Genomic DNA, 25733 nt, shown 5'->3' with positions numbered 1-25733 from the left:
ATGTGAAACGCCCAAAGGGTTGGTTTAAAAGCGATTTATACTGCGTTATTGATCTTAACAATAGAACCACTATTACTTGCAATCAATGCCTTGCCTAAATCGCTTTTAATTCCAACTGAAACTCGCATCTTGAGGTGGTTTGGGTATCAACAGTTTTCCATGTCCTTTTCCTTTGTGAGTCTGGCTAAACTCAGGGCCCTTAAACGTACGAATCGGATTACCCCGTTGCAGCTCATTGTGTTGTTGCCACCGCGACTTTTGCTGCTGGCTAGCAGCCTGCTGAGCTTGTTCTGCCAGTTTTTGCATTAGCAAAACTCGAGCTAAACGCTTATTCGCATGCTGACTTCTTTCACTCTCTACGCGAACAGTAGTTCCTGTCGCAACATGGGTAGCACGAACAGCTGAATCAGTGGTGTTTACATGTTGGCCTCCCGCGCCACTTGCGCGGCATTGCTGAAAGCGGATCTCGATATCAAAAGTTTGCTCAGCTATTTCAAATAGTTGACCGCCAAAATACCAGTTTTTACGCTTATGCCTTGCTCTGAATGGGCTTTGACAAACCCACAACATCGAGCCATGCCATTGCTGCGCAAACTGTTTTAAAATTTGCGGCTCAGCACCGGTTAATTCAAGCAATACCGATTTGTAGCAGCCTGAAAGCTCAGCTTGCTCTACTGCAAGAGTATTCACCTTAATAGCTAACGCTTTAGCATCACACTCAAGGTGCTTAACAGCCATAGCCACCGCTTTACAGCACTCTAAAGGACCCGCCCCTGACGATAATTGCACTAAGATCATCCGCACGTTCCTTGTGTTTTAAAGGTAAGCACAGGCTTTAATTTGGCAATTACAGTAACCAGCCCAGCATCAACAAGGTCATTAATAACTGTTTGGCAGTCTTTGTAAGCTTGTGGTGCTTCATCATAAAGCAGCGTTTTATCATTACAGATCACCCTGCTACCAAACGCAGTGCGATATAAATCTTCCTTTTTAAACTTGTGACTCAAGCGGCCTTGGCATTCTCCACGCTTCCATTTGCGACCAGCGCCATGTGCAAGGGAGCGTAAGTTTACGTTTTGCTCAGCCGTTGGCTTAACTAAGTAACTGTAATCACCGCGAGAGCCCGGGATCATCACAGCCCCTTGATCGCTAGGTGTAGCGCCTTTTCGATGTAACCAGCCTGCTTGTCCTGCAATCTGTGATTGACTTACAAGGTTATGATTTACATCTAAAACCTCCTCGCCGCCAGCGCGAATAGCTTGTAAAAAACGCCGTGCGATCAGTTCTCGGTTTAACTGAGCCCAACGCAGTGCTTCGTCATGTTTAGCCATATAATCTGTAAAGGCATCACTTACTACCTCAAGGCCATCATGGTTATGCTCTGCAATATGCTTAACTAAAATAGCTTGCCCTAACCCTCTAGAGCCAGAATGCACCAATAGCTGCAATTGTTTAGGTTGTAGGCCTAAAGCAAGTAACGCTTGTTGATCAAACACCTCTTCAATCGCCTGAAATTCAGCGAAATGATTGCCACCACCTATGGTGCCAAGGGCACTATCAAAACCAGTTTGTGTGATAGCCAGTTCATGTTTTCGCTCGCTAATTAATGTGTGCCAACTTTCATCTAGCGGCTGTTCAACATCGCTTAAGCGTTTTGCGAGCTTATCTACATTTAACTTGGCTAACTTAGTATTGGTTTGCCAAAGCGACATACCGCAGCCAATATCATTCCCCACTAAAGCGGGGTAAATTCTACCTTCTGTAAAAAAGGCAGCCCCAATGGGGTAACCTCGACCTGGGTGTAAATCGGGCATACCCGCTACAGCGTGCATACCAGGTAATTCAGAAGTTTTAATTAATTGTTGTATTGCTAGCCCTTCAATCCACGACTCTTTAGACGCAATAAGGCTAACGTTATCAGTAAGTTTTTGGACGGACTTGCCCATAATACCAATTCCTTTCTCTGCAATAGAAAAATGCTAACGAAAAATGATTTGGCAGGTCTTTGATTAATTGATCAGGCTTAGCTTTGAAAAGCTAATAAAGAAATAGCTTCGAGCTAGGCAAGAAAACGACCTGCAAAGGAACAAGTTGTATAAGTCATATTGTTTACTCCTCTACAGTGTGTGAATGGTTAAAATCGCGGCGATTGTAAACAGCTTAAAAAGTGAAAGCAACTAAAAAATAATCAATCGTTGTTATTTACGCCCTTTTTAAATGTTCATCACAACGTGAAAAATGTGCAATTAAGCGACTATGGGTTGTCATCTAGAGAAAATTTGAGCAATCTAAAAATGCCTTAAAAATAATAACAAGAGTGACTGCAAGGTTACTCAAAAAGGATGCCGCCATGCTCAAACACCGTATAGCTCGCTCACTCATCAGCTTACCACTGTTGATTGCTGCCCATGTCACTAGCGCAGCTGAACTACCACAAGCGATTGATGCCGCCTTTCAATCGGCGGTAAGTGCGAAAACAGTGCCGGGCATTACTGTCGCGGTAGCCGATAAATCAGGAATAATCGCAGCAAAGGGTTATGGTTTTGCCGATATCGAAAACCAAGTTTTAATGAGTCCCGAGCATAAGGTTCGCATTGGCAGTGTCTCTAAACTTATTGCCACTGCCGCTATGATGCGCCTTTACGACAAGGGGTTGATTAACTTAGACAAACCTGTAACCGACTATGTAACTAACTGGCCAGAGAAACACGCAACTTTAACACTGCGCCAACTCGCGTCACATACCGCAGGGATCCGCCATTACAAAAAAGGCGCCAATGAATTTTTACTCAACAAATGGTATGGCGATATTGATAGCGCTTTAGCCATGTTTAAAGATGATCCCCTGCTGTTTGAGCCGGGCACCAAACAGCAGTATTCAACATTCGCTTGGACATTAGTAAGCGCTGCGATGGAAGGCGCTGATCCAAAACGCAACTTTCGACAAATTATCGAACAAGAAGTCTTCGCGCCACTTAAGTTAAACGACACATATTTTGATGAGCAGTTTACCCTGATCTCACATCGTGCAAGACCTTATAGCGTTGATCAGGGCCGTTTAGTTAACTCACCGCAAACCGATCATAGCTATAAATGGGCTGGCGGTGGCTTTATTGCAACACCAAGTGATATCGTCAAGTTTGCAGTAGCTCACACGCAGGGCAATTATCTAAAAGAAACCACCGTGGATGAAATGTTTACCCCAGCCACTCTCAATAATGGTGAACAGGTCGATTTTGGTATCGGTTGGATGACAGGTTTCAAAAACTATCAACAAAGAGAAAAGTACCAACATGATACTGAACTACAAGCCTTGATGGCCGACATGCCTCACGCTGTAATGCACTCTGGCGGTAGTATGGGTGGCATTACCATGACCATTATGTGTGTTGATCATCAACGCGCGGTGACTGTGGTTAAAAACGTTAATGGTGATAACAGCGCAGATGTATTTGCGCTAGCCCTACAAACCCTAAGCTATTATCACCAAGACCATTGATTTGTTTAAGGCAGCTTAACTATAGCTGCCCTTGTAACCTCGTTTTTGTCTCTTTTAAGTAATCTGGGTAGGGATACGAGTCATCTGCAACAGCGATTGCAGCCTCGATTTGAACTAATGCTTGACGAGTATTACCTTGCATTTCATAGCCATATGACAAAGCTGACAGTGCATACGCTGATTTAGGGTAGTTTTTGATATTGTACTTAAACACCTCAATAGCCCGCTCAAATTGCTGGTTATCCGTTAAGCTGTAACCCAGCAGCCTAACAGCACGGTCTGGTGGCGCTATTTGCTCGCCCCATTGCTGAGATAAACGTTGATAATAGGCATCAATTGATGAAACATCATCGCCCAATGCACTCAAAGGCATATGTTTAGATAAAAATAAGCCATGGTACGCATTAAATGCCCCAGCGGCTGAGGTTAGGTTATGCGAAACGCCTGCAAAGGCATCGCTCTTAAAGCGCAGATTTTGCACCTTACTATTTTGCATTGTTTGCTGCATATCATCGTATCTTTCGCGCATAATGCCAGCTTCTTCGCCGATATTCATATATACATAGCTGTTAATACTTTTGGCTTTAGTAACAAAGGTATTTAGACTCTTAGCCGGGGCGCCATAGTTCCACCATACCGCAGGGCTATAAGCAATGTGCGCTTGAAATAACTCAGGGTCAGCTTGCATTGCGTAAAGAGCAAATACACCCGCAGCTGAGGCTCCTGCAATAACTCTATAATCATGAGTACGATACTGTTTATTAACCAAAGGCATCAGTTCTTGCTCTACAAAAGCTAAAAACTTTGCTGCACCACCGCCTTCGCCAACAGGCCCTTGTGGTTCTTTGTTCACTGTCGGATAAAAATCTCTAAGTCGATTAGTGCTTTCAATTGCAACTACAATCACTTCTGGCGCTTGATCATTTTCTTGTAAGCGCTCAAGCACAGCATTAATCAATGGTAAATTACCAGCCCCATCCAAACGATAAATAACGGGATATCTTTTGTTTGGATGTGTTTGATAGCTTTTTGGCAATTGCACAACGACAGTGCGTTGCTCACTAAGATTGCTTGATTCGATAGTATGCGTATGCTGGCTGTAATGTGTAACCGCATCATCTGCAGCTGGTTCAGCCATTACATGACTAGTACAGAGTAAAAAACCACTAATACAGAATAACTTAAATAGTCGCACGACTTATCCTTAAGAAAAATTGGTAATTTTTTAAGCTAACATAGTTACAGGTACAAACGAAGAAAAAAAGAGCACCATTTTCTGAGACTTAACCTCCAACCAACAACCAAAGTAGTTTTTTTATAGAATTTATTCTCAGTTTGCAAAACCGGAAGTAAACCAGCCATTTTTACGTTTCACTCACTCAGTACTTTTCTAAATAGTGAAATAAATCATGACAATAAAAAAAATACTCATCTGCTTTGTAGCGGCTTTGCTACTGCTAACTGCGATTGTGTTATTTCGCACTTGGCAATTCAAACCCGCAGCAATCACCCCAATCCCTAAAGCAAATATTGCTGTAAACAGTCAGCAGATTGCTGAACACTTATCTCAAGCGGTGCAATTTAAAACGATTTCAAAAGAGCATCGTTCTGATATTGATTACCAGCAGTTTAGCGCATTTATATCTTGGCTAGCGCAAACATACCCCGATGTTCACCAACAACTTGAGTTAAAAAAGTTTAATGATTACACCTTGCTCTTTCATTGGCGTGGTAGCGAGGCGCATAACAAAGCGATTTTATTATCTGCTCATTATGATGTCGTTCCGGTCATTGCCGGCACAGAGTCATTATGGAGCCACCCTCCCTTTGCTGGCACCATTGATAGTGAACATGTTTGGGGGCGCGGAACACTTGATGATAAAGGCTCAGCAATTACTCTCATGGAAGCGATCACTCATTTACTTGCACAAGACTACCGCCCCAAGCGAGATGTTTATATTGCGCTAACGCATGATGAAGAAATTGGTAGTAAATATGGTGCTGCAGCAATTGCTGATTACTTTGCTGATGCAGCTATTGCCCTTGAATGGTCACTCGATGAAGGCTCATTTGTACTTGATGGTATGATCCCTGGTGTTGAGCCAAAAGTGGCAAGTATTAACGTCACCGAAAAAGGCTATTTAACCCTTGAGCTAATCGCACATGCCAAGGGTGGTCACAGCTCAATGCCTCCCTCAGAAACGGCAGTGAGTATCTTAGCGCAAGCCATTGTAAACTTAAAAAATGCCCCAGTGCCCGGTGGTCTTGAAGGTATTTCGGCGCAAATTTACGATAAAATGGCTCGTCATATGCCTTTTTCAAGCCGTGTGTTATTTGCCAACCAATGGTTATTTGGCTCACTTATCGAAAATAAAATGAGTGAAATGAGCTCTGCTAATGCCATGCTCCGCACAACCACAGCACCTACTATGTTATCGGGCAGTGAGAAATCAAACGTATTACCCATCGAAGCTAAAGCAAAAGTTAACTTTCGAATTCACCCACGCGATTCCGTCGAGAGTATCATTGCCTACGTAAATGCAGTGATTGATGACCCTCGTATTGAGATTGGCATTGTTGAACAATTTGAACCATCACCCATATCAAGCAGCGAAAGCCCTGCATTTAAACTACTTGCTAATGCTGCACAAAGCATTCATGGCGATCTGGTAGTTGTACCCGGGTTAACAGTAGGGGGGACAGACAGTCGTCGCTACCAACAAGTTGCTGACGATAGCTATCGCTTCTTACCCATGACGCTCACTTCACAAGAGCTAACCGGTTTCCATGGTACAAATGAAAAAATTAGCATCGAGAACTTAACTAAAGCGGTGCAATTTTATAGCTACTTAATCAAGCAAAGTGATCAAAACCTTTAATTAAGCGCTAAACCCACACTGTGGGTTTAGCTTTTTAAACTCACAGTAGCCGCACTTTGATTGCTGCGATATTGTTTAGGCGTACAACCTTGATAGTTTTTAAAGTGGCTGTAAAAGGTTGAAACCGAGTTAAAACCAGCCTCAAAGCCAACTTCAGTCGCTGATAAATGGGCTTTATTAGGATCTTCTAAGATGCGAATAGCGGCTTCTATTCGCTGCTTATTAATAAAATCGTAAAACGATAACCCTGCATGACCGTTAATGGTTTCGGATACATGACTCACTGAGACATCTAAACGCTTAGCTAAATCACTCACCTTTAAACCCGCCTCTAAGTATGGCTGTTCAGTCACCATCAATTGCTGCAGTTGCTGCCAAAGTGAAGCAGCATCTACTTCAGTTAAGCTGCTTGTTTGGTACTTTTTATTGCTGCTCGATACGCTTTCTACTGGCTGGTTTCGAGGCTCTTCATTATCTTCAGCGTGGATTGTTACTTGTCTCACCCCGTAATGAGCAATTAGAACGGTTGTCACCAGCATCGCAAGTTCATGCATATGACCACTATTAAATTCATTTCCTAAGAACTGACCAGCTTCAAATAGAATAGCCAATAGAGTACCGATTATATAGCACCAGCAAATCATGGTGACCCAGCGTAAATTGATCTCTTCGATATTAGAAAAACGTCTTTTAATTTGCACTTGGTAAGATTTAAGAATCCCAATGATGATAAAGCCATAAGCTAAATTGCTGACCCAAGCAGCCACCTTATGAAGGTAACGATTTTGTCGATACACATCGCATAACTCATTACTAAAACAAGGTAAAGCCAAACTGTGATTAAGCTCAACGGGCATTTGCCAATGCCAAATGAGTGTAAAAATGAGTACCGGACTCAAATGCCATAAGTGTGTCGCTTGAAGAGTGAAATTAGGCCTTGTTTGAAACAACACATAAAAATATAGTAAAGGACCCGTCAGCATTTGAATACTGACGAGGTAATACACTTGCCCTCTGAGGGCTGGTATCTCAGCTTGCATGATGACGGCTAAAGCCAACATTGAAATCAATAAACTAACCAAGGCCATGGTATTTTTTGCCCCCGCAGAGCCGGGCCCTGCACGCCACAAAAAAAACGACAAACCAAAGCTAAAACACATACATGCGCCGATAAAAAGAGAGAACGGCTGAATAGTCAAAGGGCTAGATAAAAACGCATTTAATGCCATAGTGATACACTTTTATTATTTTTTTATTTTAATCTCACAGCTGCCAAAGCAGCTAAATACGGGCTTTTTAATATTACGAATTTGCAAATTAGTAAAAACTTTAAAACTAATTTCTCTTATTTTGCAAAGCCGGAAGCACTAACAAAACTTATCGCTTAAAAGATTAACTTACCAGAAAAAAATAATAATTAATTGCTTCAAAAGGAGAGCTTGGTGGGTCATTTTAAAAAGCACAAACTGGCAAAAACAATAACCAGTTTATTAACCTTGTTGCCTATCGTGAGCCTAGCAGCTGAAACTCAAGATACCGCACAACAAGAACAATTAGCACTCGAAAAAATCATTGTGACAGCGCAAAAGCGCGGTGAAAACTTGCAAGAAGTGCCGCTGGCAATATCAGTGCTTGGCAGCAAGCAAATGGACCGCGGAAATATTCAAAATATTCAAGATATTCAGCAGTCTGTTCCTAACTTGAGCATGGTCACCACTTCACCATTTACAACCACCATCAACATGCGTGGTATTCCATCAAGCCCTAATGGCGTATTTAACTCGGGAACCAGCCCAGGCATGGGCATGTATGTCGATGGTGTGGTGTATTCACGAGCAACAGGATTCAACCAAGAGCTCAGTAATATTGAGCGAGTAGAAGTTTTGCGTGGCCCACAAGGCACTTTATTTGGTCAAAATACCAATTTAGGGGTTATTAATATCACAACCAAAAAGCCTTCAGATATGGTTGAAGGTAAAGTAAAAGTCGACTTAGGCAATTATGGTCTTCGTAAAACCAACCTGTATTTAACAGGGCCTCTGATCGAAGACGTTCTCGCCGCGAGTATTTCTTTGTTTGATGTTTCTCGAGACGGTTATGTTGAAAATAGCGCCGACGGCAGCGAATTTTCAACACAGGACCGTCATGGTGGTCGCGCGCAAGTTCGTTACACACCAACAGATAAACTAACCCTTGATATCAGCGCTGAATACTTAAAAGACAAGAGTATTCCTCTTGCGAATAAACTCACTGACTATGAATTAGGTCTTGGTTATTTAGGTCTTTACCCAAGTGGCATGACACCAGAAGATTTTATTACCGATGATATTCATGAAGTGTTTGTAAACCCTGAGCGCTACTTTGTAAGCCGCGAAAACTGGGGGTTAGATACAACGCTCAGTTACCAATTTGATTCTGGGTTTGAGTTTAAATCCATCACAGCTAAAAAGGTGTACGACTCAACCATTGGTACAGACATGGACTCAACTCCCGTTGATATCGTATTCAGTACCGAAACCGAAAATAACGAACAATTCACGCAAGAGTTTCAGATTTTATCGCCAACGGATCAGTCATTACGCTATGTAGCTGGTTTTTTCTATTTAAATAATGAGGCTGTAAATGACCAAAACTTTTTAAGTGGTACTGGGATATATGGCATTCCAACAGGTTTACCAGAGCCGTACCCACAGAGCCTTAACTTACAACCGGGTAGCGGCCCTATCAATGGCGGCACATTACAAACCAAAAGCAGCGCCATTTTTGCAAATGTTAATTATGATTTCACTCAAGCAATTAACGGCTTTTTAGGCTTACGATACTCAGATGTAGAAAAACAAATGAGCTTTTATCAACGCGGCTGGGAAACGTCTTTGCCGGGTGTGTACTTGCTCAATTACATTGATATTCCAGCCACAAATCAGACCCTTAAAGATGACTTTTTATCATGGACTGTCGGCTTAAATGGCACAATAAACGACAACAACCACGTTTACGGTAAAGTATCGAAAGGCTACAAAGAAGGGGGTTATAGCTTCCGTCCACAATCTCTACAATCAATTGGTGGCGACCCTTTAAACCCACAGATGAGTTTTGACCGTGAAGCCGTTGTCAGTTACGAATTAGGCCTTAAAAGTGATTTATTTGATCACCGCATGCGTCTAAATATGGCTGCTTTTTACTTAGACTACTCAGATATTCAAACCCGCGTTATTGACGATAATGGCACCAACAGAGTCGTTAATGGCCCATCGGCAACCAGTCAAGGTATTGAGGCTGAATTAAGCTACCGAGTAACGAAGCAATTAGCTGTGAATGCGGCTATTGGCTATGCTGATGCAACCTTTGATGAATTTGAAAACTGCCATGCCATTGACGACTGTACCGGTAACCAACTTCCGGGAGCCGCAAAATGGACGAACAGCGTCAGCCTAAACTATGAAACCACACTCACTGAAAATTGGGATCTGTTTGCTGGGGTTGATTATTCGTACCGCGGTAAAGTTCAAAGCGATGCGCGTAACTTATCAGCCACCGAACTTGGTACCAGTAACCTAGTGAATAGCCAGATAGGCATTGTTTCTACAGATGGCACATGGGAAGTCATGCTGTGGACTAAAAACCTGCTCGATGAAGAAATTGAAGTTAGTAAAGCAGATAAAGCAACGTCTGAACTAAGTTTCAGTGATGTCATGTATGCCCCACCAAGAACATACGGTATTTCATTCACTTATAACTTTTTTTAAACACAAAAAAGCCGGCTAATTAGCCGGCTTTGTTATCATTCAATGATTAATAAATTAAAGCGTATGTCGCAATATTTGCCCGGCGCTTTTACCCGTCATGCCATCCGGTGATTTAATGACTTGGCCATTAATAATGACGTATTCAATTCCTTCTGCGTACTGATGAGGTGCGCTAAACGTTGATTTATCAGCAACCGTCGCAGGGTCGAGTATAACAATATCAGCAGCATAGCCTTGTGCTATCACTCCTCGGTCAGTTAGGCCCATTCTTGCTGCGGGTAAACTGGTCATTTTACGTATTGCATCTGGTAACGAAACCACCCCCTGCTCACGCACATAATGACCTAGTACTCTGGGGAAGGTACCGTACCCGCGTGGATGGGGGTTGCCTTTACCAAGTTCTGAACCACCCGCATCGGTGGCGATTGCAGTAATTGGGTAAGCCATGATGTACTTAACATCATCTTCATTAATAGCGTGGAAGATCCCCTGAGCACCGCCATTTGCTTGAATTTCCATGGCAAGTTCAGCGGCTTCATCAATACTTTGCGCTCGCCCTTCACGTTTTAAAACTTCAGCAAAGGTTAGCCCATCCCATGCAGGGTTTGCCGCATAATGCGCTATTTGCAGCCTTGCGGGGTCAGCACCGCCTCTGTCTTCTCGGATATTTTTGATCAAGCCTTGTTTTATTTTTTGCCTTAACTCTGGATCGTGTAGACGCTTTTCAACCTCAGCTTGGCCACCAGCCAATGACCATGCAGGAAATAAAATAGCAAATCGCGTAGAAGAAGCCGTGTAAGGATACTGATCGAGGGTGACATCTAAACCCGCTTTACGAGCATCACGGATCATCTGAATAGTGTGCTTACTCTCACCCCAATTTGGATGACCAATCAGCTTATGATGAGAAATATGCACAGGAATGCCGGTCTCTTTTGCAACATCGATCACTTCATTCATCGCCGTAACAATCTCTGCGCCTTCATCGCGCATATGAGAGGCAAAAAACCCATGCTGCGCATGAGCGGTTTCGGCAAGCACCTTTACCTCAGCAAAGTTTGAGTACACACCTGGAACATATTTAAGCCCAGTCGATAAACCGAACGCCCCCTGCTGCATCGCTTTATCGACCAGTGCTTGCATTGCTTTTAGCTCATCAGCAGTGGCAAGTCGTTGCTCTTCACCCATAACAGCCTTACGAACATCATTATGGCCAATTAATAAGGCTAAGTTAGGCCCTAGAGGTGAATGCTCGGTTTGTGCAAAAAATTGTTTAAAGTCGACAGGAGAAAAACCACAGTTACCGCCCAAAATAGTGGTAATCCCCTGTTGCACTAAATTATCGAGCCGAGGCAGCTCTGCAATTGAGCGCTCAGCATGGGAATGTAAATCGATAAAACCCGGTGCTACAACCTTGCCATTGGCATCTATAACTTGTTGAGCTTTGTCAGCCGCCATATCACCAATTTTAGTGATCTTGCCGCTTTCAATACCAACATCTGCGCGAACCGCTTTGCCACCACGACCATCGAGCAACATCGCGTTTTTGATGATGAGATCAAAAGATTGCCCATAAGTAATCCCCGAGCTGAGCACTAATACAGACAATCCTATAGAGGTTAAAACACTGCGCTTTTTCATTGTTATTATCCTTAGCCTGAGTGTTTAACCATCCTAATAAATTGCAATACAAATTGCATCAATGAACAGTAATTAAGCAAATTACAGGCACAAAAAAGCCGGCTAATTAGCCGGCTCTCGATACTTTAACTTACTCAACCGTTACCGATTTTGCTAGGTTTCGAGGTTGGTCTACGTCGGTGCCTTTAATAACCGCAACATAGTATGAAAGCAGCTGTAGCGGAATTGTATATACAACCGGAGCAATCACGTCATCCACATGGTTTACGTTGATTACACGCATTGTTTCGTCAGATTCAAACGCTGAGTCTTTGTCTGCGAATACATAGATAATACCGCCACGGGCACGTACTTCTTCTACGTTTGATTTAAGCTTTTCAAGTAACTCGTTGTTTGGTGCTACAACAATGATTGGCATGTCTGCATCAATCAACGCAAGAGGACCATGCTTAAGCTCACCCGCTGCATATGCTTCGGCGTGAATGTATGAAATCTCTTTCAGCTTAAGCGCACCTTCCATCGCGATTGGGTATTGTGAACCACGACCTAAGAATAGTGAGTGGTGCTTATCAGCAAACTCTTCAGCTAAATCTTCAATGCCCTCTGCAAGCAGTAGTGCTTCTTCTAACTTGTTAGGAAGTGTTTTGATTGCATTCACAATCGCACTTTGATCTAGGCCTTTTTCTTGGGCAATAGATGCCGTAAGCATTAATAAGCCAACAAGCTGTGTGGTGAAGGCTTTAGTTGATGCAACACCAATTTCAGCACCCGCTTTAGTCATAAAGGCTAAATCAGATTCACGTACTAATGATGAACCCGGCACGTTACAAATGGTCATTGACGCCATGTAACCTTGCTGTTTTGCAAGACGCAGTGCAGCAAGCGTATCAGCTGTTTCACCAGACTGTGAAATGGTCACAAGTAAGCTATTTTCATGTACAAATGATTCGCGGTAACGGAACTCAGAAGCAATCTCAACGTTACAGCTCACGCCTGCGAACTGTTCAAGCCAGTAACGAGCAACCATACCTGAGTGGTATGAAGTACCGCAGGCAATAATTTGCACGTGTTTTACGTCTTTAAAGATTTGCTGAGCACTTTCGCCAAAGGCATCAATCGCGACAGTGTCATTAACTAGGCGGCCATCAAGGGTGTTACGTACAGCAAGCGGCTGCTCGTAAATTTCTTTCAGCATGTAGTGACGATATTCGCCTTTACCTGATGCATCTTGCGTAATGTTTGATTCAATCACTTCGCGTTCAACTGCATCACCATTTGCATCAAAGATTTCTACACTGTCACGGGTAATACGAGCAACATCACCTTCTTCAAGGTAAATAAAACTGCGAGTAACAGGTAATAGAGCAAGTTGGTCAGAGGCAATAAAGTTTTCGCCAAGACCTAAACCAATCACCAGTGGGCTACCTGAGCGCGCTACGATGATTTCGTTGTCGTTCGCTTTATCAAATACAACCGTACCAAATGCACCTTCAAACTGCTTCACAGCAGCCTGTACTGCAGCTAAAAGCGTATCGTGTTGTTGGCGAAGTTGGTGAATAAGGTGCACCATAACTTCAGTGTCTGTTTCTGATAAAAACTCATAACCGTCGCCTTTAAGCGCATCGCGTAGGCTGGCATGGTTTTCGATAATACCGTTATGAACGAGGGCAATTTCGCTGTTCGAAATATGAGGGTGTGCATTCGCTTCGGTTACACTACCATGGGTAGCCCAACGAGTATGTGCAATACCAGTAGTGCCTTTAACAGCAGCTTCATTCAGTGCCGCTTCAAGGTTAGCAACCTTACCCACTGCTTTTACAGTGTTAAGCTCAGTACCTTTAAGTAAAGCCACACCTGCCGAATCATAACCACGGTATTCAAGGCGTTTTAGGCCTTCAACAAGAATTTTATTTACTGGGCGTTCTGCAACAGCCCCAACGATTCCACACATAATCTCTCCTTTTGCACATGCCAAAGTGTTTTACTTTGGGCGAGATGTGTTGTCATAAAATGATGCGTAATAAGGTGTTGTCGGTCTTATTACGGGTTATTCAATTTCTGCACAGATCAGCTGTACACCACATGCTGTTATCGCCTCGCGCTTATCTGCGCTTAGGTTGTTGTCTGTGATAACTGTGGTTACACGCTGCCAAGGCAGTTCTAAATTCGGTATTCTTCGGCCAATTTTTTCTGACTCAACCAGCACCACTACCTCTCGGGCAGCTTCAGCCATCACCTGGCTAAGCCCAACTAATTCATTGAAGGTTGTAGTACCTCTATCAATATCAATGCCATCGGCACCAATAAAAAGTTGGTCAAAGTCGTAAGAGCGTAGAACATTCTCAGCAACTTGGCCCTGAAACGATTCTGAGTGTGGATCCCAAGTTCCGCCGGTCATCAAAAGTGTTGGCTCATTTTCTAATGAAAGCAGTCGGTTAGCGACATTAATAGCATTTGTCATCACCACTAAACCGCGCTTACTTGCAAGCTCAGGGATCATCGCCGCTGTAGTTCGGCCGCTATCAATGATGATGCGGTTATGATCTTTAATAAGCTTTGCAGCTGCCTGTGCGATTGCCATTTTGCGAAGCGAGTCGCTTTTCTCGTTGCTATTTGCAACGATTTCTTGCGGCAATGCAATAGCGCCACCGTAACGGCGTAGTAACAAGCCACTTTTTTCAAGGGCTGTCAGATCTTTGCGTATCGTCACTTCAGAGGTTTGAAACTGCTCTGCTAACGCTTCAACAGCAACTTCACCGAGTTCATTCACTTGGCTTAAGATAGTATGGCGACGTTGTTGAGTGTTTCGTTTTGTCATAAAGTGAACCACATAAGTTTCGTTTCGAAAGTTTTGAGATTTTAAACGAAACAATATAAATGGCAAGTGAATGATCGTTAACCTACACAGGTTTAATTTTGATCTTCATCACCAACACGCTAAGCTATTGGCAAATATAACCATGAACATGCCCCATGAAAGAGTTTAATAGCCTCGACAAGTCCTTACTCGAACAACGAAAAAATGCCCATGAAGTTTGTCGTTTATTTGCCAAAAGCCCAAGTAAAGGCAATTTAAAACGACTAAAAGGCATGTTTGCTCACTGTGGCGAGCTGGTTGTTATAGAAGCGGGTTTTCATTGTGATTATGGCAGTGGTATTAAAATAGGTGATCGAACCTTCATAAATATCAACTGTACTATGCTCGATGCGCCGCTATCTGATGCGCAAATTACGATAGGTGATGACTGCTTAATAGGCCCTAATGTGCAAATACTCGCGGTATCGCATGCAGTAAACCCAACCGAGCGTTTAGCAAAAGCTAATTTTGCAGCGCCGATTAGCATCGGCAACAATGTATGGATTGGTGCAGGCGCTATTATACTTGCGGGTATTAAAGTTGCTGATAATGCCGTGATTGGCGCAGGGGCAATAGTTACCAAAGATGTCGCGGCAAATACCCTAGTAGCAGGTAACCCCGCGGTGAAGGTTAAAGACCTTTAACCCTATCCTTACGCGCTAAAGCATGTCCTACGTAGGTCGCCATTTATGGCGACTCATTTAAAACTAAAAAAGCCCAGCTGTATTGCTGGGCTTATCGTTGATAGCTAGTTAACTGTTATTCATATCTTAAGATAAGTGATGGTCTGGTGCTTGCAGCCTTGAAGGCTAAACTTGCAACAGTAACCCAGGTAATCGCGGCTACAGCGGCGGCGGCAACTAAATACACCCATACAGCTTGTTCAATACGGTCATTAAAGTTGGCTAACCAATCACCTACCAACAAGTAAGTTACTGGATACGCAATAGCAATACTTACCGCCACCAGCACTAAGAACTCTTTTGCAATGATATTTACGATACTGATGCGTGATGCACCTAGCACTTTTCGAACAGCAACTTCTTTTTGACGACGCACTGTTGCAAACGAAGCCAAACCAAAGGTACCTAAACAAGTTAAGAACACAGCAAGACCGGTAAAGATTAAAACGACATTCGAAATTCGCTCATCACCTTTTAACAGAGTTTTGTAGTTGTCTACGAGTAAGTTAATTTTTGGCTCATAGATATTGGCTGAGCTTGCTAATACTTCAGCGATCTGAGCTTTAATGTAAGGCAAGTTTTGCTGATCAATCGTTAAAATTAGTTCTGATACTGGTGATAAAAAGTTAAAGCCACATAAGAACATAATATTTGAGTTGGCATCTTTAGCATTACCTACCTTTACATCCTCAACCACACCCACAACACGCATATCTACACCGCGACCTGAGTCTTTAATTACCTTACCGATAATGTCACTCATGTTAGTGTAACCCGCTTGCCTTGCGACAGATTCAGTCACAATAGTACCCGTACTTGTTACTCCATTTGCACGGCTTGCCCAATCACCAGCAAATTCACGACTAAAGTCACGACCAGCAACCAGTTTTAATCCTAGTGTTTTTACAACATCGTAGCTTGCGCCAACAACAGGCGTTAAGCTGCCAGACGCTTCACCATTTGGCCACGTTGGCATAAGTGTATTATTGATTGAAACGGTTAAACGGGTATCAATAACTGTTGTTTGCTGTACGCCTTGAATTGCACTAATACGGTTAACTAAGGCATTTTTTTCTTTTGTGAATACTTCGCCTACAGGTAGCTCTGAAATAACCAATCTTTGTGTTGTTTCATAGCCTAAAGGTAAGCTTTGTAAGTAAGTTAATTGCTTTAACAAGGTAATAGAGGCAATGATTAAACCTATTGCTAGTGAAGCCTGTAAGGTTAGTAAGCTCTTACGAACCCATATTGCTGTATTACCACGCTGTAAGTCTCCACTTAAAACGCGTTTTGCACTGAATGACGAAATAAAGAATGCAGGATAAAGCCCAGCTAATATGCCCACAGCAATTGCGACCACAATAATTGCAACGCCAAATTCAGAGGCATAATTCACGCCCAATTCGCGGTCAACTAGTTGATTAAAACTTGGTAAAAATAGCTCCACTAAAGCACATGCAATCACCATTGAAAGCATTGATACCAACACAGATTCAGATAAAAACTGCGTTACTAATTGACCTTTACTTGCACCAAGCGCTTTACGCACACCCACTTCTTTTGCACGTTTAGTCGATTGAGCGACGGTCATATTAATAAAGTTAAAACCTGCAATAAGAATAAGTAACACGCTTAAACCAACACAGATCATCACCACTTGTTTAGCACCACCCGCTTTCATCTCAAACGGTGATTTAGCTGTTAGGTGCAAATCAAGTAATGGATGCAGCTCTAAACTAACTTGCTCCAACATAGAACCGCTAAAAAAGCGCTCTGTTAAGGTTTTAGCTAATGCATCTGTATCGGTGCCCTCAGCTACACGCATATAAACATAACTACTGTTGATATCTATTTCGCTTGGATCATGCTTAACATAAACAAGATTTTTAAAGGCAAAGTGAGTGTTGTCTGTTAAGTCTGCAAACACGGCACGCACTGTATACTGTCCTTGTTCATGCGTAAGTGTTTCACCAACTACATCGGTGCGACCAAAAATGCGCAGTGCTTCTGATTCACTTAAAGCGAGGCTATCTGGTGTACTCATTGCTGTTGTTAAGTCACCCGCAATCGTCTTCATAGCAATAAAGTTTTCAATATTTGCTGTTGCACCATATAAGGCATTTAACTTATAGCCTTGGTTGCGGTAACTCACATCCACCATGGCTTCACGGGTCAGCTCGACCATAGTTAATCCGAACACTTCTTCAACTTGGCTGTAATCTTCAGCCTGCTTTGACTGCACATAATTAAAAATAGGCACCACAGCTAAACCAAGTTTTGAGAAGTCTTGGCCAACGCGATAAACACGCTCCGCATGAGGCTGTTGGCTATCGTACGAAAGCTCATTTTTTGCAAACAAAGCAACTAGAATTGCCGCAGCTAAGCCCACACTTAAACCCAGAACATTTAAAATAAAGTGCTGCTTTTGGTTTTTAAACGCACGCAGCGCGGTGATCAAATAACTTAAAATCATGTTATGCCACCTCTGCTGTTTGTTGAACACGGTTAGCTTTATCAACCATCACTTGGCCATCAAGTAAGCGCACCAAACGGTCAGCATAATTGCCTTCTTTTTCTGAGTGGGTAACCACAATTACCGTGGTACCTTCGCGATTTAGCTCACGCAGCATCGCCATGACTTCATCACCATTTTTTGAATCAAGGTTACCCGTAGGCTCATCCGCTAAGATTAGCTTTGGATTAATCACCAGAGCTCTGGCTACTGCTACACGTTGCTGCTGACCACCCGATAGCTGCTGCGGTAAGTGATCTGCTCTATGGTCGATTGCAACACGTTTTAAAATTTCTTCTACTCGCTGTTTACGTTCACTTTTTGAGATATTTTGATACTGTAATGGCAGCTCAACGTTTTCAAATACTGTTAATTCATCAATTAAGTTAAAGCTTTGGAAAACAAAACCAATCGACGCTTTTCTAAGTGCCGCTAATTGCTTTTCACCAAACCCTGCGATGTCTTGGCCTAAAAATTCAAAACTACCTGCTGATGGCGAATCCAACATACCTAAAATAGAGAGTAATGTTGATTTACCACAGCCAGATGGCCCCATAATGGCAAGAAACTCGCCTTCGTTTACATGTAAGTTAATGTTATTAAGCGCTGTTGTTTCAACATCTTGAGTACGGAACACGCGTGATAAGTTAGTTAATTTAATCATTGTTATTATCCTTAAAATTGTAGTTGTTGTGCTTTATCAAAGTTGCTGTAGCTAGAGGTGATCACGCGATCTCCGGCGCTTAGGCCACTTAACACTTCATAATAGTTTTGATTCTTTTTGCCAAGACGAATGTCTTTTCGTACTGCACGATTGCCATCTTTTTCCATGACATAAACCCAGTTACCCCCTGAGCTGGTAAAAAATGCGCCGCGTTCAAGTAATAAAGCAGTGCCTTTGCTATCACCTAGCATCAGCTGTACATCAAGGCTTTGCCCACGTTTTATGTTGCTCGTGCCATTGGGTAAATCGACTTCAACCTGAAACTGTGATTGCTGAACACGGCTATCAATTTTGCTAACTGTTGCCGCAATTTCGCCTTGCTCGTGTTCAATAAGCACTTGCATACCTGTTTGAACTTGGCTCAGGTAAAACTCATCTAGTCGCACAACTAGCTTATATTCATTAGGAATATCAATCTGCCCTAGGCGAGCACCACGGCCTTTTGATTCACCAATTTCAACATCAAGCTCACTTAAATAACCATCGGCAGGTGCTGTTACGAGTAGGTTTTCAAGGTTCTTACGCGCAAACTGTAGGTTTTTTTCTAGCATGTCGGCACTGTCTTTTAGCTGAGCTACCTGAACTTCACGAATGCTGTTTTCTTGCTTTTGACGCTCAAGAGTTAGTTCTTTACGCGCTTTGTAATACGCTAAGTCTTCTTGAATTTCAGATAATTGCTCTTGTGCTAACACACCCGTTTTCACTAGCGGCTGAGTCTGTTTTAAGCGACGCGATAAATGTGTGATTTTAAGATCGATTTCAAGCAAATCACGGCGTAAGTTTAAACGGCTGGTTTCCATATTCATTTGCGTGTTACGTAAAAAGTTAAGCTGCTCAGTCACCTGTGCTTCACGGCTCATTACATCAAGCTGCAAATTGGTATTGCTTAAACGCACAAGTGGTTGGCCTTTTTTAACATACTCACCTTGCTCAACAAGTCGCTCTTCGACTTGGCCTCCGGCAATGGTGTCGAGGTAAATAGTAGTACGAGGCATAACCTGACCACGAAGACTTAAAGCATCAACAAATTCACCTTGTTGTACTGTGCTAATCGTTAAGCTTGTCGCGGTTACTTGCTGACTACGACCTGTTTGCTCAGTTTGCGTGAAACCATAAGCTGCTGCCGCAACAGCTAAACATGCCGCTGCAATTACTGATTTCTTAAAAAATGCTTTGTTATTTGAGCGTGTAATTTTCTTATCCATGTTGACGCCTTTAAGTTATCTAGGTGCTAATTACCTATAGATAAAACAACTCTTGTGCCAACTTTTATTTTTATTAAATTACAAGGGCTTATACAAAAATCAATACGAGTGCATATAATCAAGTGTCCGCTTATAGAACACTTCAAAACCCATATATCGTCCATAAATGGACACTCTTACTATTTTCAATTAGTCTTAGTGTTCCCATAAAGGAATAATAATAAATAGCTATGAAACAAGCAGGATCAATTCTTATCGTCGATGATAACCCCGACGTACTCATCGCCGCACGATTACTTTTAAAGCAGCATTATCAGGTTGTAAAAACCACAGATAACCCCTTTGATATCGAAGGTATCATTAACGCACAGCATGAAGCGGATCAGGCTATAGATGTTGTGTTACTCGATATGAACTTCACGCAAGACTCAATTAGTGGCAAAGAAGGATTCTACTGGCTAAAAAAGATCATGAGCCAAGACGCTAACATTGCGGTACTGCTTATGACGGCCTACAGCGATATTCAGCTAGCTGTCGAAGCAATTAAGGCCGGTGCCTCTGATTTTATTGCCAAGCCTTGGCAAAATGAGCAATTACTCGGTGCTGTAGCGGCGGCATTTTCACACGCTAAAGACAAACAGCAAGTTGGTAAACTCACAAAACAAAAACAAGCCTTGCAGCAATCAATCGGCAACCAACCATTTGAATTTTTAGGCCAAAGTGATGCCATGCAGCAGGTTTTTTCGGTAATCGACAAAGCAGCCAACACCGATGCCAACATATTGATCAGTGGCGAAAGTGGCACAGGTAAAGAGCTCACTGCACATGCAATCCACAATGCAAGCCAGCGCCAAAACCAGCCTTTCATTAGTCTAGATATGGGCTCACTGGCCGAAAGCCTGTTTGAAAGCGAACTATTTGGCCATAAAAAAGGGGCGTTTACTGGCGCGAAAGAAGATCGCATTGGCCGATTTGAGCTGGCCCATGGTGGCAGTTTATTTTTAGACGAGCTAGGTAATTTACCGCTTAACCAACAAGTTAAGCTACTTGCGGCACTACAAAATAGGCAAATAACACCGGTTGGTGGTTCTAAAGTCATCGATATTGATATTCGCTTGATCTGTGCAACGAATGAAAACCTCGAACAAGCAGTTACTGAAGGCAAGTTTAGGCAAGACTTACTGTACCGTGTTAATACCGTAGAGATCCGTTTGCCAGCTCTGCGTGAGCGCAGTGAAGACATTCCATTACTGTGTAACTACTACTTGCAGCACTTTGCACATAAATACAAACGTGAGCTCTCGATTGCAGCATCTGATATGGCACGTTTAAGCCAGTATCATTGGCCAGGCAATGTCCGTGAACTTGCCCATGCAATTGAGCGAGCAGTCATCCTCTCAGAAGGCTCAGAGCTCGATATAAGCTCAGTGATAAGCTCACCAAGTGCTGCTATTAGCACAAATGAGCTCTCTTCAAGCGCCGCTGACTACGACACTTTTGATCTTGAAATCATCGAGCAGAGAACCGTTCGTGCAGCTTTAAAGCATTTTCAAGGGAACGTGAGTCATGCAGCAAAAGCGCTCGGCCTAACACGCGGAGCCATGTATCGTCGTTTAGAAAAATACGGACTTTAATCTATGCGAAATTTTATTATCTTAGCCAGCCTATTAGCTGCATTAATAGGTTTATCAATTACTTTGTTTTGGCAAATAGAACAAAGCGGGTTTTCTGCAATTTCGGCACTTTTAGTAATTTTAAATTTGGTATGTGCCGCGCAAATTTTTAATTTATTTAAACGCCAAACAAGGCGTGCAGATATAGTGTTTCGCGCTTTAGCGAATGGAGACAGCACATTAGGCTTTGGCGACCAACACCCTATGCAGCAGCAATTTGAGCAGGTTAAACAACAAATTCAGGCTGCGCGTTTTAATGCAGAGCAACAAGCCCAGTTCTTACAAGCGCTATTAATTCATATCGATTTAGCAGTATTAGTATGTGACGAACAAGGCACTATTATTGAAAGCAATCCGGCGGTCAGCCGTTTACTTGGACAAGCTGTAAAGCACATCGATGATTTAGGTGTAATAGCCAACCTAGTCCAAGACGCAAAGCAAAATAGCCGTAATACCGTGCCATGGCAAAATGGTGAGCAGCACGATACGTTATCTGTGCAGATCAGTATTGCCGAAATCCAAGGTAAAGTTCGTAAAGTGATCAGTTTGCAATCGATTCATGATCAGCTGCAATTAAAAGAGCAACAAGCTTATAAGCGCCTTACCAAAGTACTAACCCATGAAATTGCTAATTCGATTACGCCACTTTCTTCTTTAGCACAAACTTGTACGGCACTGCTGCCAACTGAGCTTAGTTTTGATGATCAGGAAGATAAACAAGACTTGCAACTCGCCCTAACAACACTCGCATCACGAACCGAGCATTTAGGGGAATTTATAGCGCAATTTAAAAAGGTTAGTAGCTTACCCGCCCCACACTTACAGCCACATATTCTGGCAGATCTTGCCAAGCAAGTTGTTGCTCTGCACTCACAACAAGCTAAGCAACTTAATATTACGTTGAATTTATCGGTGCAAAGCCAACAGTTAGTAATGATAGATAGAGGCCAAGTTGAACAAGTAATAATAAACCTGCTTACCAATGCCCTTGATGTCCTTAAGCAGTTAAATAGCCCAGAGTCAGCAAAGTGCATTGAAGTAAGCATTGCACAAAATGCTAATCAACAACTGTATTTAGAGGTCAGCGACAATGGTACAGGTATCAGCGATCATGTGATTGAGATGATTTTTGTGCCATTTTTTACCACCAAGCAACAAGGCTCAGGAATAGGCTTAAGTTTATCGCGCCAGATCATGCTCAATCATGGCGGCGATCTGGTATATATCAAACGCCAACAAGGAGCCTGCTTCCGCTGCGTGTTCGGCTAACTTACATAGTTAGAACACTTACTTACAATTTGCTAAGGCGCCGTTTGGTATCATGTACCCATTAAGTTTAATGGACTAACCAATATGCGAAACCTTGCCTTAGCACTCTTTTCATCACTTGCCTTCATTCCTGCTACAAGCTTTGCTGGTATTTATGACAGCCCTAATATGAACCTGTTTGTTAAATCAGAGCATAATAGTACTGATTCAATCACCTCAGCCGGCATCGAAGTTATGGCTAAAAATAACTACAGTAATTTCGGCGCAGCATTTACAACGGCACTAGGCTCAGCAGAAGTATTTACTAAAAAAGGTGATCGGGAGACATTTCTCACCTTAGATAGCGGCATCAAATTTGGTTATTTCAGCAACTTTTTTGTCTATGGCGAAGTGGGCTTAGATTTAATTGAGCTTGCTGTATACGACGACCGCGATGACCACGACTACAGAGACCGCTATGATGACGACCACAATAATATTGATGGCTATGTTGGTGTGGGTATGGGCGTGGACTCAAAGCCATTCAGAATAGAGATCTATGCCAGAGCCCGAGAAATAGACAGCCGCTATTGGGAAGCGCAAAACCATGGTTATGCTGGGTTACAAGTTAGTATTTCGTTTTAATTTCAATTGGGTGAGTAAGTTAGCGAGCTGTTAATCTAATGGTCATTTTTAGCTCACCCTATGTTAAGCTTAGGCGCTTTAGTTTACCCGCACCTAAGTTAACGGAGTATTTTAATACGTGTTTTTAAATCGATTTTTAGGCCTTGTTGTTGTTTCTCTTATTGTAACAGGCTGTCAGACTGCCCCTGAGTCACTTCCCGAAAAGAAGCCTACCATCAAAGCCAATCCAGGTACTGTGGTTGCAGAAGCTAAAACAGCGCCAGTAGACGCGGTGACACCGCTCAAACCAAGTGAACTTGATGACGTATGGCAGCGTATTCGTATTCAACTGCAGTTTAGCGATTCAAGTCATCCAGATGTGCAAAAGCGCATTGCTTGGTACCTTACTCATCCAAATTACATGGAAGAAATAAGCCGCCGTGCAGCCCCGTATTTGTATCATATCGTCACAGAAGTAGAAAACCGTGACTTACCAATAGAACTCGCTCTAATGCCGCTTATAGAGAGCGATTTTGATGCCAGTGCCTATTCGCACAAACATGCATCGGGTTTATGGCAACTCACCCCCTCAATCGCCAAATACTTTAAAGTAAAAATTACCCCTTGGTATGATGGTCGCCAAGATGTGATCGACAGCACCCGCGCTGCTTTGGATTTTATGGAATACCTTTATAAACGCTTTGATGGCGATTGGTATCATGCTATTGCTGCCTACAATATTGGTGAAGGGCGTGTATTACAGGCAATTGCTCGTAATAAAAAACAAGGTAAGTCGACGGACTTCTTTAGCTTAAAACTACCATCGCAAACCAAACAATACGTGCCTAAGTTACTGGCCGCAGCACAATTATTAAAGCACCAAAAAATGATATTCCCTGCCATTAAGAATGAGCAGGCTATTGCGACCTTACCAGTGACAGGTGCAGTGATCTTGGCAGACAAAGCGAAATGGCAAGAGCTTGAAGAGCTAAACCATGGTGTTATCCGATACCCAGCAGTGATTGATGCGCCACATATTGTGGTTCCCAAAGATCAGCAAGCAAGTTATCAAACTCTATTAGCTAATCAAAAGAGCAATGATTATAGCCAGTGGCAACATTACACTGTTAAACGCGGTGATAGCTTAAGTGTGATTGCAAAAAACTATAAAGTAACAGTTAGCCAACTGAAAACCTTCAATAACCTAAAAACAAACACCATCCGTATTGGTCAAAAACTGATATTGCCACAATTGGCTGATCAGCAAATCGAATATAAGGTGAAATCTGGCGACAGCCTTTGGAAGATTGCAAAGCAATACAAAGTCAGTATCACTAAACTTAAACAATGGAATAATCTTTCAAGAGATAATTTAAGAGTGGGTGAAAAGCTCACCGTGTTTATCTCAAATAGTTAATACCAAATCAGGGAGTTTTACTCCCTGTCTCTTTTATCTATCCAATTAAAGTTGTATCTTTGTTAGTCTATAAAAACAACAACTAAAAATTATGGATAATCAGCAACAGGACGCAAGCTGTTCAACCGTTAAATCAGAACAAGACACTAACGTTGAAGAGCAAACAAAGAGCACCCAGCAAAACACTCAACCAGCCAGCAACCAGCGCAAGGCATGGTTTACCAACGAGCGGCTAAACCTATTTCTCGCACTCTGTGCCATTATTATCTCCGCAGCCTCCTTTTATGCCACTTACTTGCAAGCCAACGCCGCAGAACGACAAGTAAAAGCCGCAACCTGGCCATGGCTCGAAGTGATGACGGGAAATTTTAATGAAGAAAAAAATCTATCTGAAATCACCTTTGTGCTCTCTAATTCAGGTTCAGGACCTGCGATAGTAAAGTATGTGAAGTATCATTATAACGACCAATCATATTTAGATATCTATAAAGTAATTTCTGCATGCTGTTTTGATACACAAGCATATGAAACACAGCTACAAACTCTGCAAGATGATTCTCCCGACATAAATATTTTCGAAGCATTTGGCTGGATTATGACGAGTGCCAGTGATAACCGGTTACTGGCATCTGGCAGCAAACTTAAACTTTTTGGTTTCAAGCGAACGGGATTTAATGAAACTCAATGGGACAAAGTAAACAAGCAACGTAATAGCATCAAAACCGAGATCTGCTATTGCTCTTTACTAGAACAATGCTATTTAAGCGATGGCCGCGGTGATGTGAAAGAAATACAGCAGTGTGAGTGAGTTGCATGAGTAAAGTTTGGAAATATTGCGTAGGTTGGGTAGAGCGAAGCGAAACCCAACACAGGGCGATCAGCTTTCAGCCGTCAGCGATCAGCCGCGCGGTGGGGTTGTAATGTGCTGCGTCTCCCTCTGCCGGAAGTTCTAGGTTCTAGGTTCTAGGTTCTAGGTTCTAGGTTCTAGGTTCTAGGTTCTAGGTTTTAGGCTCTAGGCTCTAGGC

At 42.6% G+C, this 25733-nt stretch carries 19 protein-coding genes; 9 read left to right on the top strand and 10 right to left on the bottom strand.

Going from position 1 to position 25733, the window contains the following annotated elements; genetic code table 11:
- Positions 1-105 precede the first annotated feature (105 nt).
- Complete coding sequence (prfH, locus tag CWC28_RS19950) at positions 106-798, bottom strand: peptide chain release factor H (protein WP_063700792.1); 693 nt, start codon at positions 796-798, stop codon at positions 106-108.
- Positions 795-1946 carry an RNA ligase RtcB family protein gene (locus CWC28_RS19945; protein ID WP_138625657.1) on the bottom strand — a complete coding sequence of 384 codons (1152 nt, stop codon included), beginning with the start codon at positions 1944-1946 and terminating at the stop codon, positions 795-797. Before CWC28_RS19945 ends, prfH begins: the two co-directional genes overlap by 4 nt.
- Positions 1947-2350: 404 nt before the next feature.
- Between CWC28_RS19945 and CWC28_RS19940 the strand changes: the two genes are divergently transcribed.
- Positions 2351-3499: a serine hydrolase domain-containing protein gene (locus CWC28_RS19940; RefSeq protein WP_138625656.1), complete on the top strand. Its 1149-nt coding sequence runs from the start codon at positions 2351-2353 to the stop codon at positions 3497-3499.
- A 19-nt stretch (positions 3500-3518) separates the two neighbouring features.
- Here the strand turns inward: CWC28_RS19940 and CWC28_RS19935 are convergent, their stop codons facing one another.
- The gene (locus CWC28_RS19935; protein ID WP_138625658.1) at positions 3519-4637 is read right to left on the bottom strand and encodes an alpha/beta hydrolase; all 1119 of its coding nucleotides are present in this window, start codon (positions 4635-4637) and stop codon (positions 3519-3521) included.
- A gap of 271 nt (positions 4638-4908) precedes the next feature.
- On the opposite strand from CWC28_RS19935, the gene CWC28_RS19930 reads away from it, so the two are divergent.
- Positions 4909-6378: a M20 family peptidase gene (locus CWC28_RS19930; protein ID WP_138625655.1), complete on the top strand. Its 1470-nt coding sequence runs from the start codon at positions 4909-4911 to the stop codon at positions 6376-6378.
- A gap of 26 nt (positions 6379-6404) precedes the next feature.
- Here CWC28_RS19930 and CWC28_RS19925 read toward each other — a convergent pair whose 3' ends face one another.
- A complete protein-coding gene (locus CWC28_RS19925) occupies positions 6405-7607 on the bottom strand; it encodes a helix-turn-helix domain-containing protein (RefSeq protein ID WP_138625654.1) in 1203 nt (400 codons plus the stop codon).
- A 213-nt stretch (positions 7608-7820) separates the two neighbouring features.
- On the opposite strand from CWC28_RS19925, the gene CWC28_RS19920 reads away from it, so the two are divergent.
- Positions 7821-10124 (top strand): TonB-dependent receptor, encoded by a 2304-nt coding sequence (locus CWC28_RS19920; protein WP_138625653.1) that lies wholly within the window; start codon positions 7821-7823, stop codon positions 10122-10124.
- A 54-nt stretch (positions 10125-10178) separates the two neighbouring features.
- Here CWC28_RS19920 and CWC28_RS19915 read toward each other — a convergent pair whose 3' ends face one another.
- The 3 genes from CWC28_RS19915 to CWC28_RS19905 form a co-directional block, all read right to left on the bottom strand.
- A complete protein-coding gene (locus tag CWC28_RS19915; protein WP_138625652.1) occupies positions 10179-11765 on the bottom strand; it encodes an N-acyl-D-amino-acid deacylase family protein in 1587 nt (528 codons plus the stop codon).
- 130 nt (positions 11766-11895) lie between these two features.
- Positions 11896-13716, bottom strand: coding sequence for a glutamine--fructose-6-phosphate transaminase (isomerizing) (glmS, locus tag CWC28_RS19910; protein ID WP_138625651.1), 1821 nt, complete (start codon positions 13714-13716; stop codon positions 11896-11898).
- A gap of 96 nt (positions 13717-13812) precedes the next feature.
- Positions 13813-14583, bottom strand: coding sequence for a DeoR/GlpR family DNA-binding transcription regulator (locus CWC28_RS19905; protein WP_054552250.1), 771 nt, complete (start codon positions 14581-14583; stop codon positions 13813-13815).
- A gap of 155 nt (positions 14584-14738) precedes the next feature.
- Here CWC28_RS19905 and CWC28_RS19900 point away from each other — a divergent pair, with 155 nt between their 5' ends.
- Complete coding sequence (locus CWC28_RS19900; protein WP_105173836.1) at positions 14739-15266, top strand: sugar O-acetyltransferase; 528 nt, start codon at positions 14739-14741, stop codon at positions 15264-15266.
- Between the two features lie 115 nt (positions 15267-15381).
- On the opposite strand, the gene CWC28_RS19895 is transcribed toward CWC28_RS19900, so the two are convergent.
- The 3 genes from CWC28_RS19895 to CWC28_RS19885 are packed head-to-tail and all read right to left on the bottom strand — an operon-like array spanning position 15382 to position 19746.
- Entirely contained in the window at positions 15382-17778 is a 2397-nt protein-coding gene (locus tag CWC28_RS19895; RefSeq protein ID WP_138625650.1) for an ABC transporter permease, read from the bottom strand.
- A 1-nt stretch (position 17779) separates the two neighbouring features.
- A complete protein-coding gene (locus tag CWC28_RS19890) occupies positions 17780-18481 on the bottom strand; it encodes an ABC transporter ATP-binding protein (protein ID WP_130167308.1) in 702 nt (233 codons plus the stop codon).
- 11 nt (positions 18482-18492) lie between these two features.
- Entirely contained in the window at positions 18493-19746 is a 1254-nt protein-coding gene (locus CWC28_RS19885) for an efflux RND transporter periplasmic adaptor subunit (protein WP_138625649.1), read from the bottom strand.
- Between the two features lie 230 nt (positions 19747-19976).
- Between CWC28_RS19885 and CWC28_RS19880 the strand changes: the two genes are divergently transcribed.
- The 5 genes from CWC28_RS19880 (at position 19977) to CWC28_RS19860 (ending at position 25516) form a co-directional block, all read left to right on the top strand.
- Positions 19977-21380, top strand: coding sequence for a sigma-54-dependent transcriptional regulator (locus CWC28_RS19880; RefSeq protein ID WP_138625648.1), 1404 nt, complete (start codon positions 19977-19979; stop codon positions 21378-21380).
- A 3-nt stretch (positions 21381-21383) separates the two neighbouring features.
- A complete protein-coding gene (locus CWC28_RS19875) occupies positions 21384-22688 on the top strand; it encodes a sensor histidine kinase (protein ID WP_105173832.1) in 1305 nt (434 codons plus the stop codon).
- A gap of 84 nt (positions 22689-22772) precedes the next feature.
- Positions 22773-23312: a hypothetical protein gene (locus tag CWC28_RS19870; protein WP_105173831.1), complete on the top strand. Its 540-nt coding sequence runs from the start codon at positions 22773-22775 to the stop codon at positions 23310-23312.
- A 118-nt stretch (positions 23313-23430) separates the two neighbouring features.
- Positions 23431-24708, top strand: coding sequence for a LysM peptidoglycan-binding domain-containing protein (locus tag CWC28_RS19865; protein ID WP_138625647.1), 1278 nt, complete (start codon positions 23431-23433; stop codon positions 24706-24708).
- Between the two features lie 91 nt (positions 24709-24799).
- Complete coding sequence (locus CWC28_RS19860) at positions 24800-25516, top strand: hypothetical protein (protein WP_138625646.1); 717 nt, start codon at positions 24800-24802, stop codon at positions 25514-25516.
- The last annotated feature ends 217 nt before the right edge of the window (positions 25517-25733 follow it).

Source organism: Pseudoalteromonas sp. S4492 (assembly GCF_005886115.1).
Taxonomy (GTDB): domain Bacteria; phylum Pseudomonadota; class Gammaproteobacteria; order Enterobacterales; family Alteromonadaceae; genus Pseudoalteromonas; species Pseudoalteromonas gelatinilytica.
Note: the sequence above shows the minus strand (reverse complement) of the source record. Positions and strands in the feature narration are given on the sequence as shown.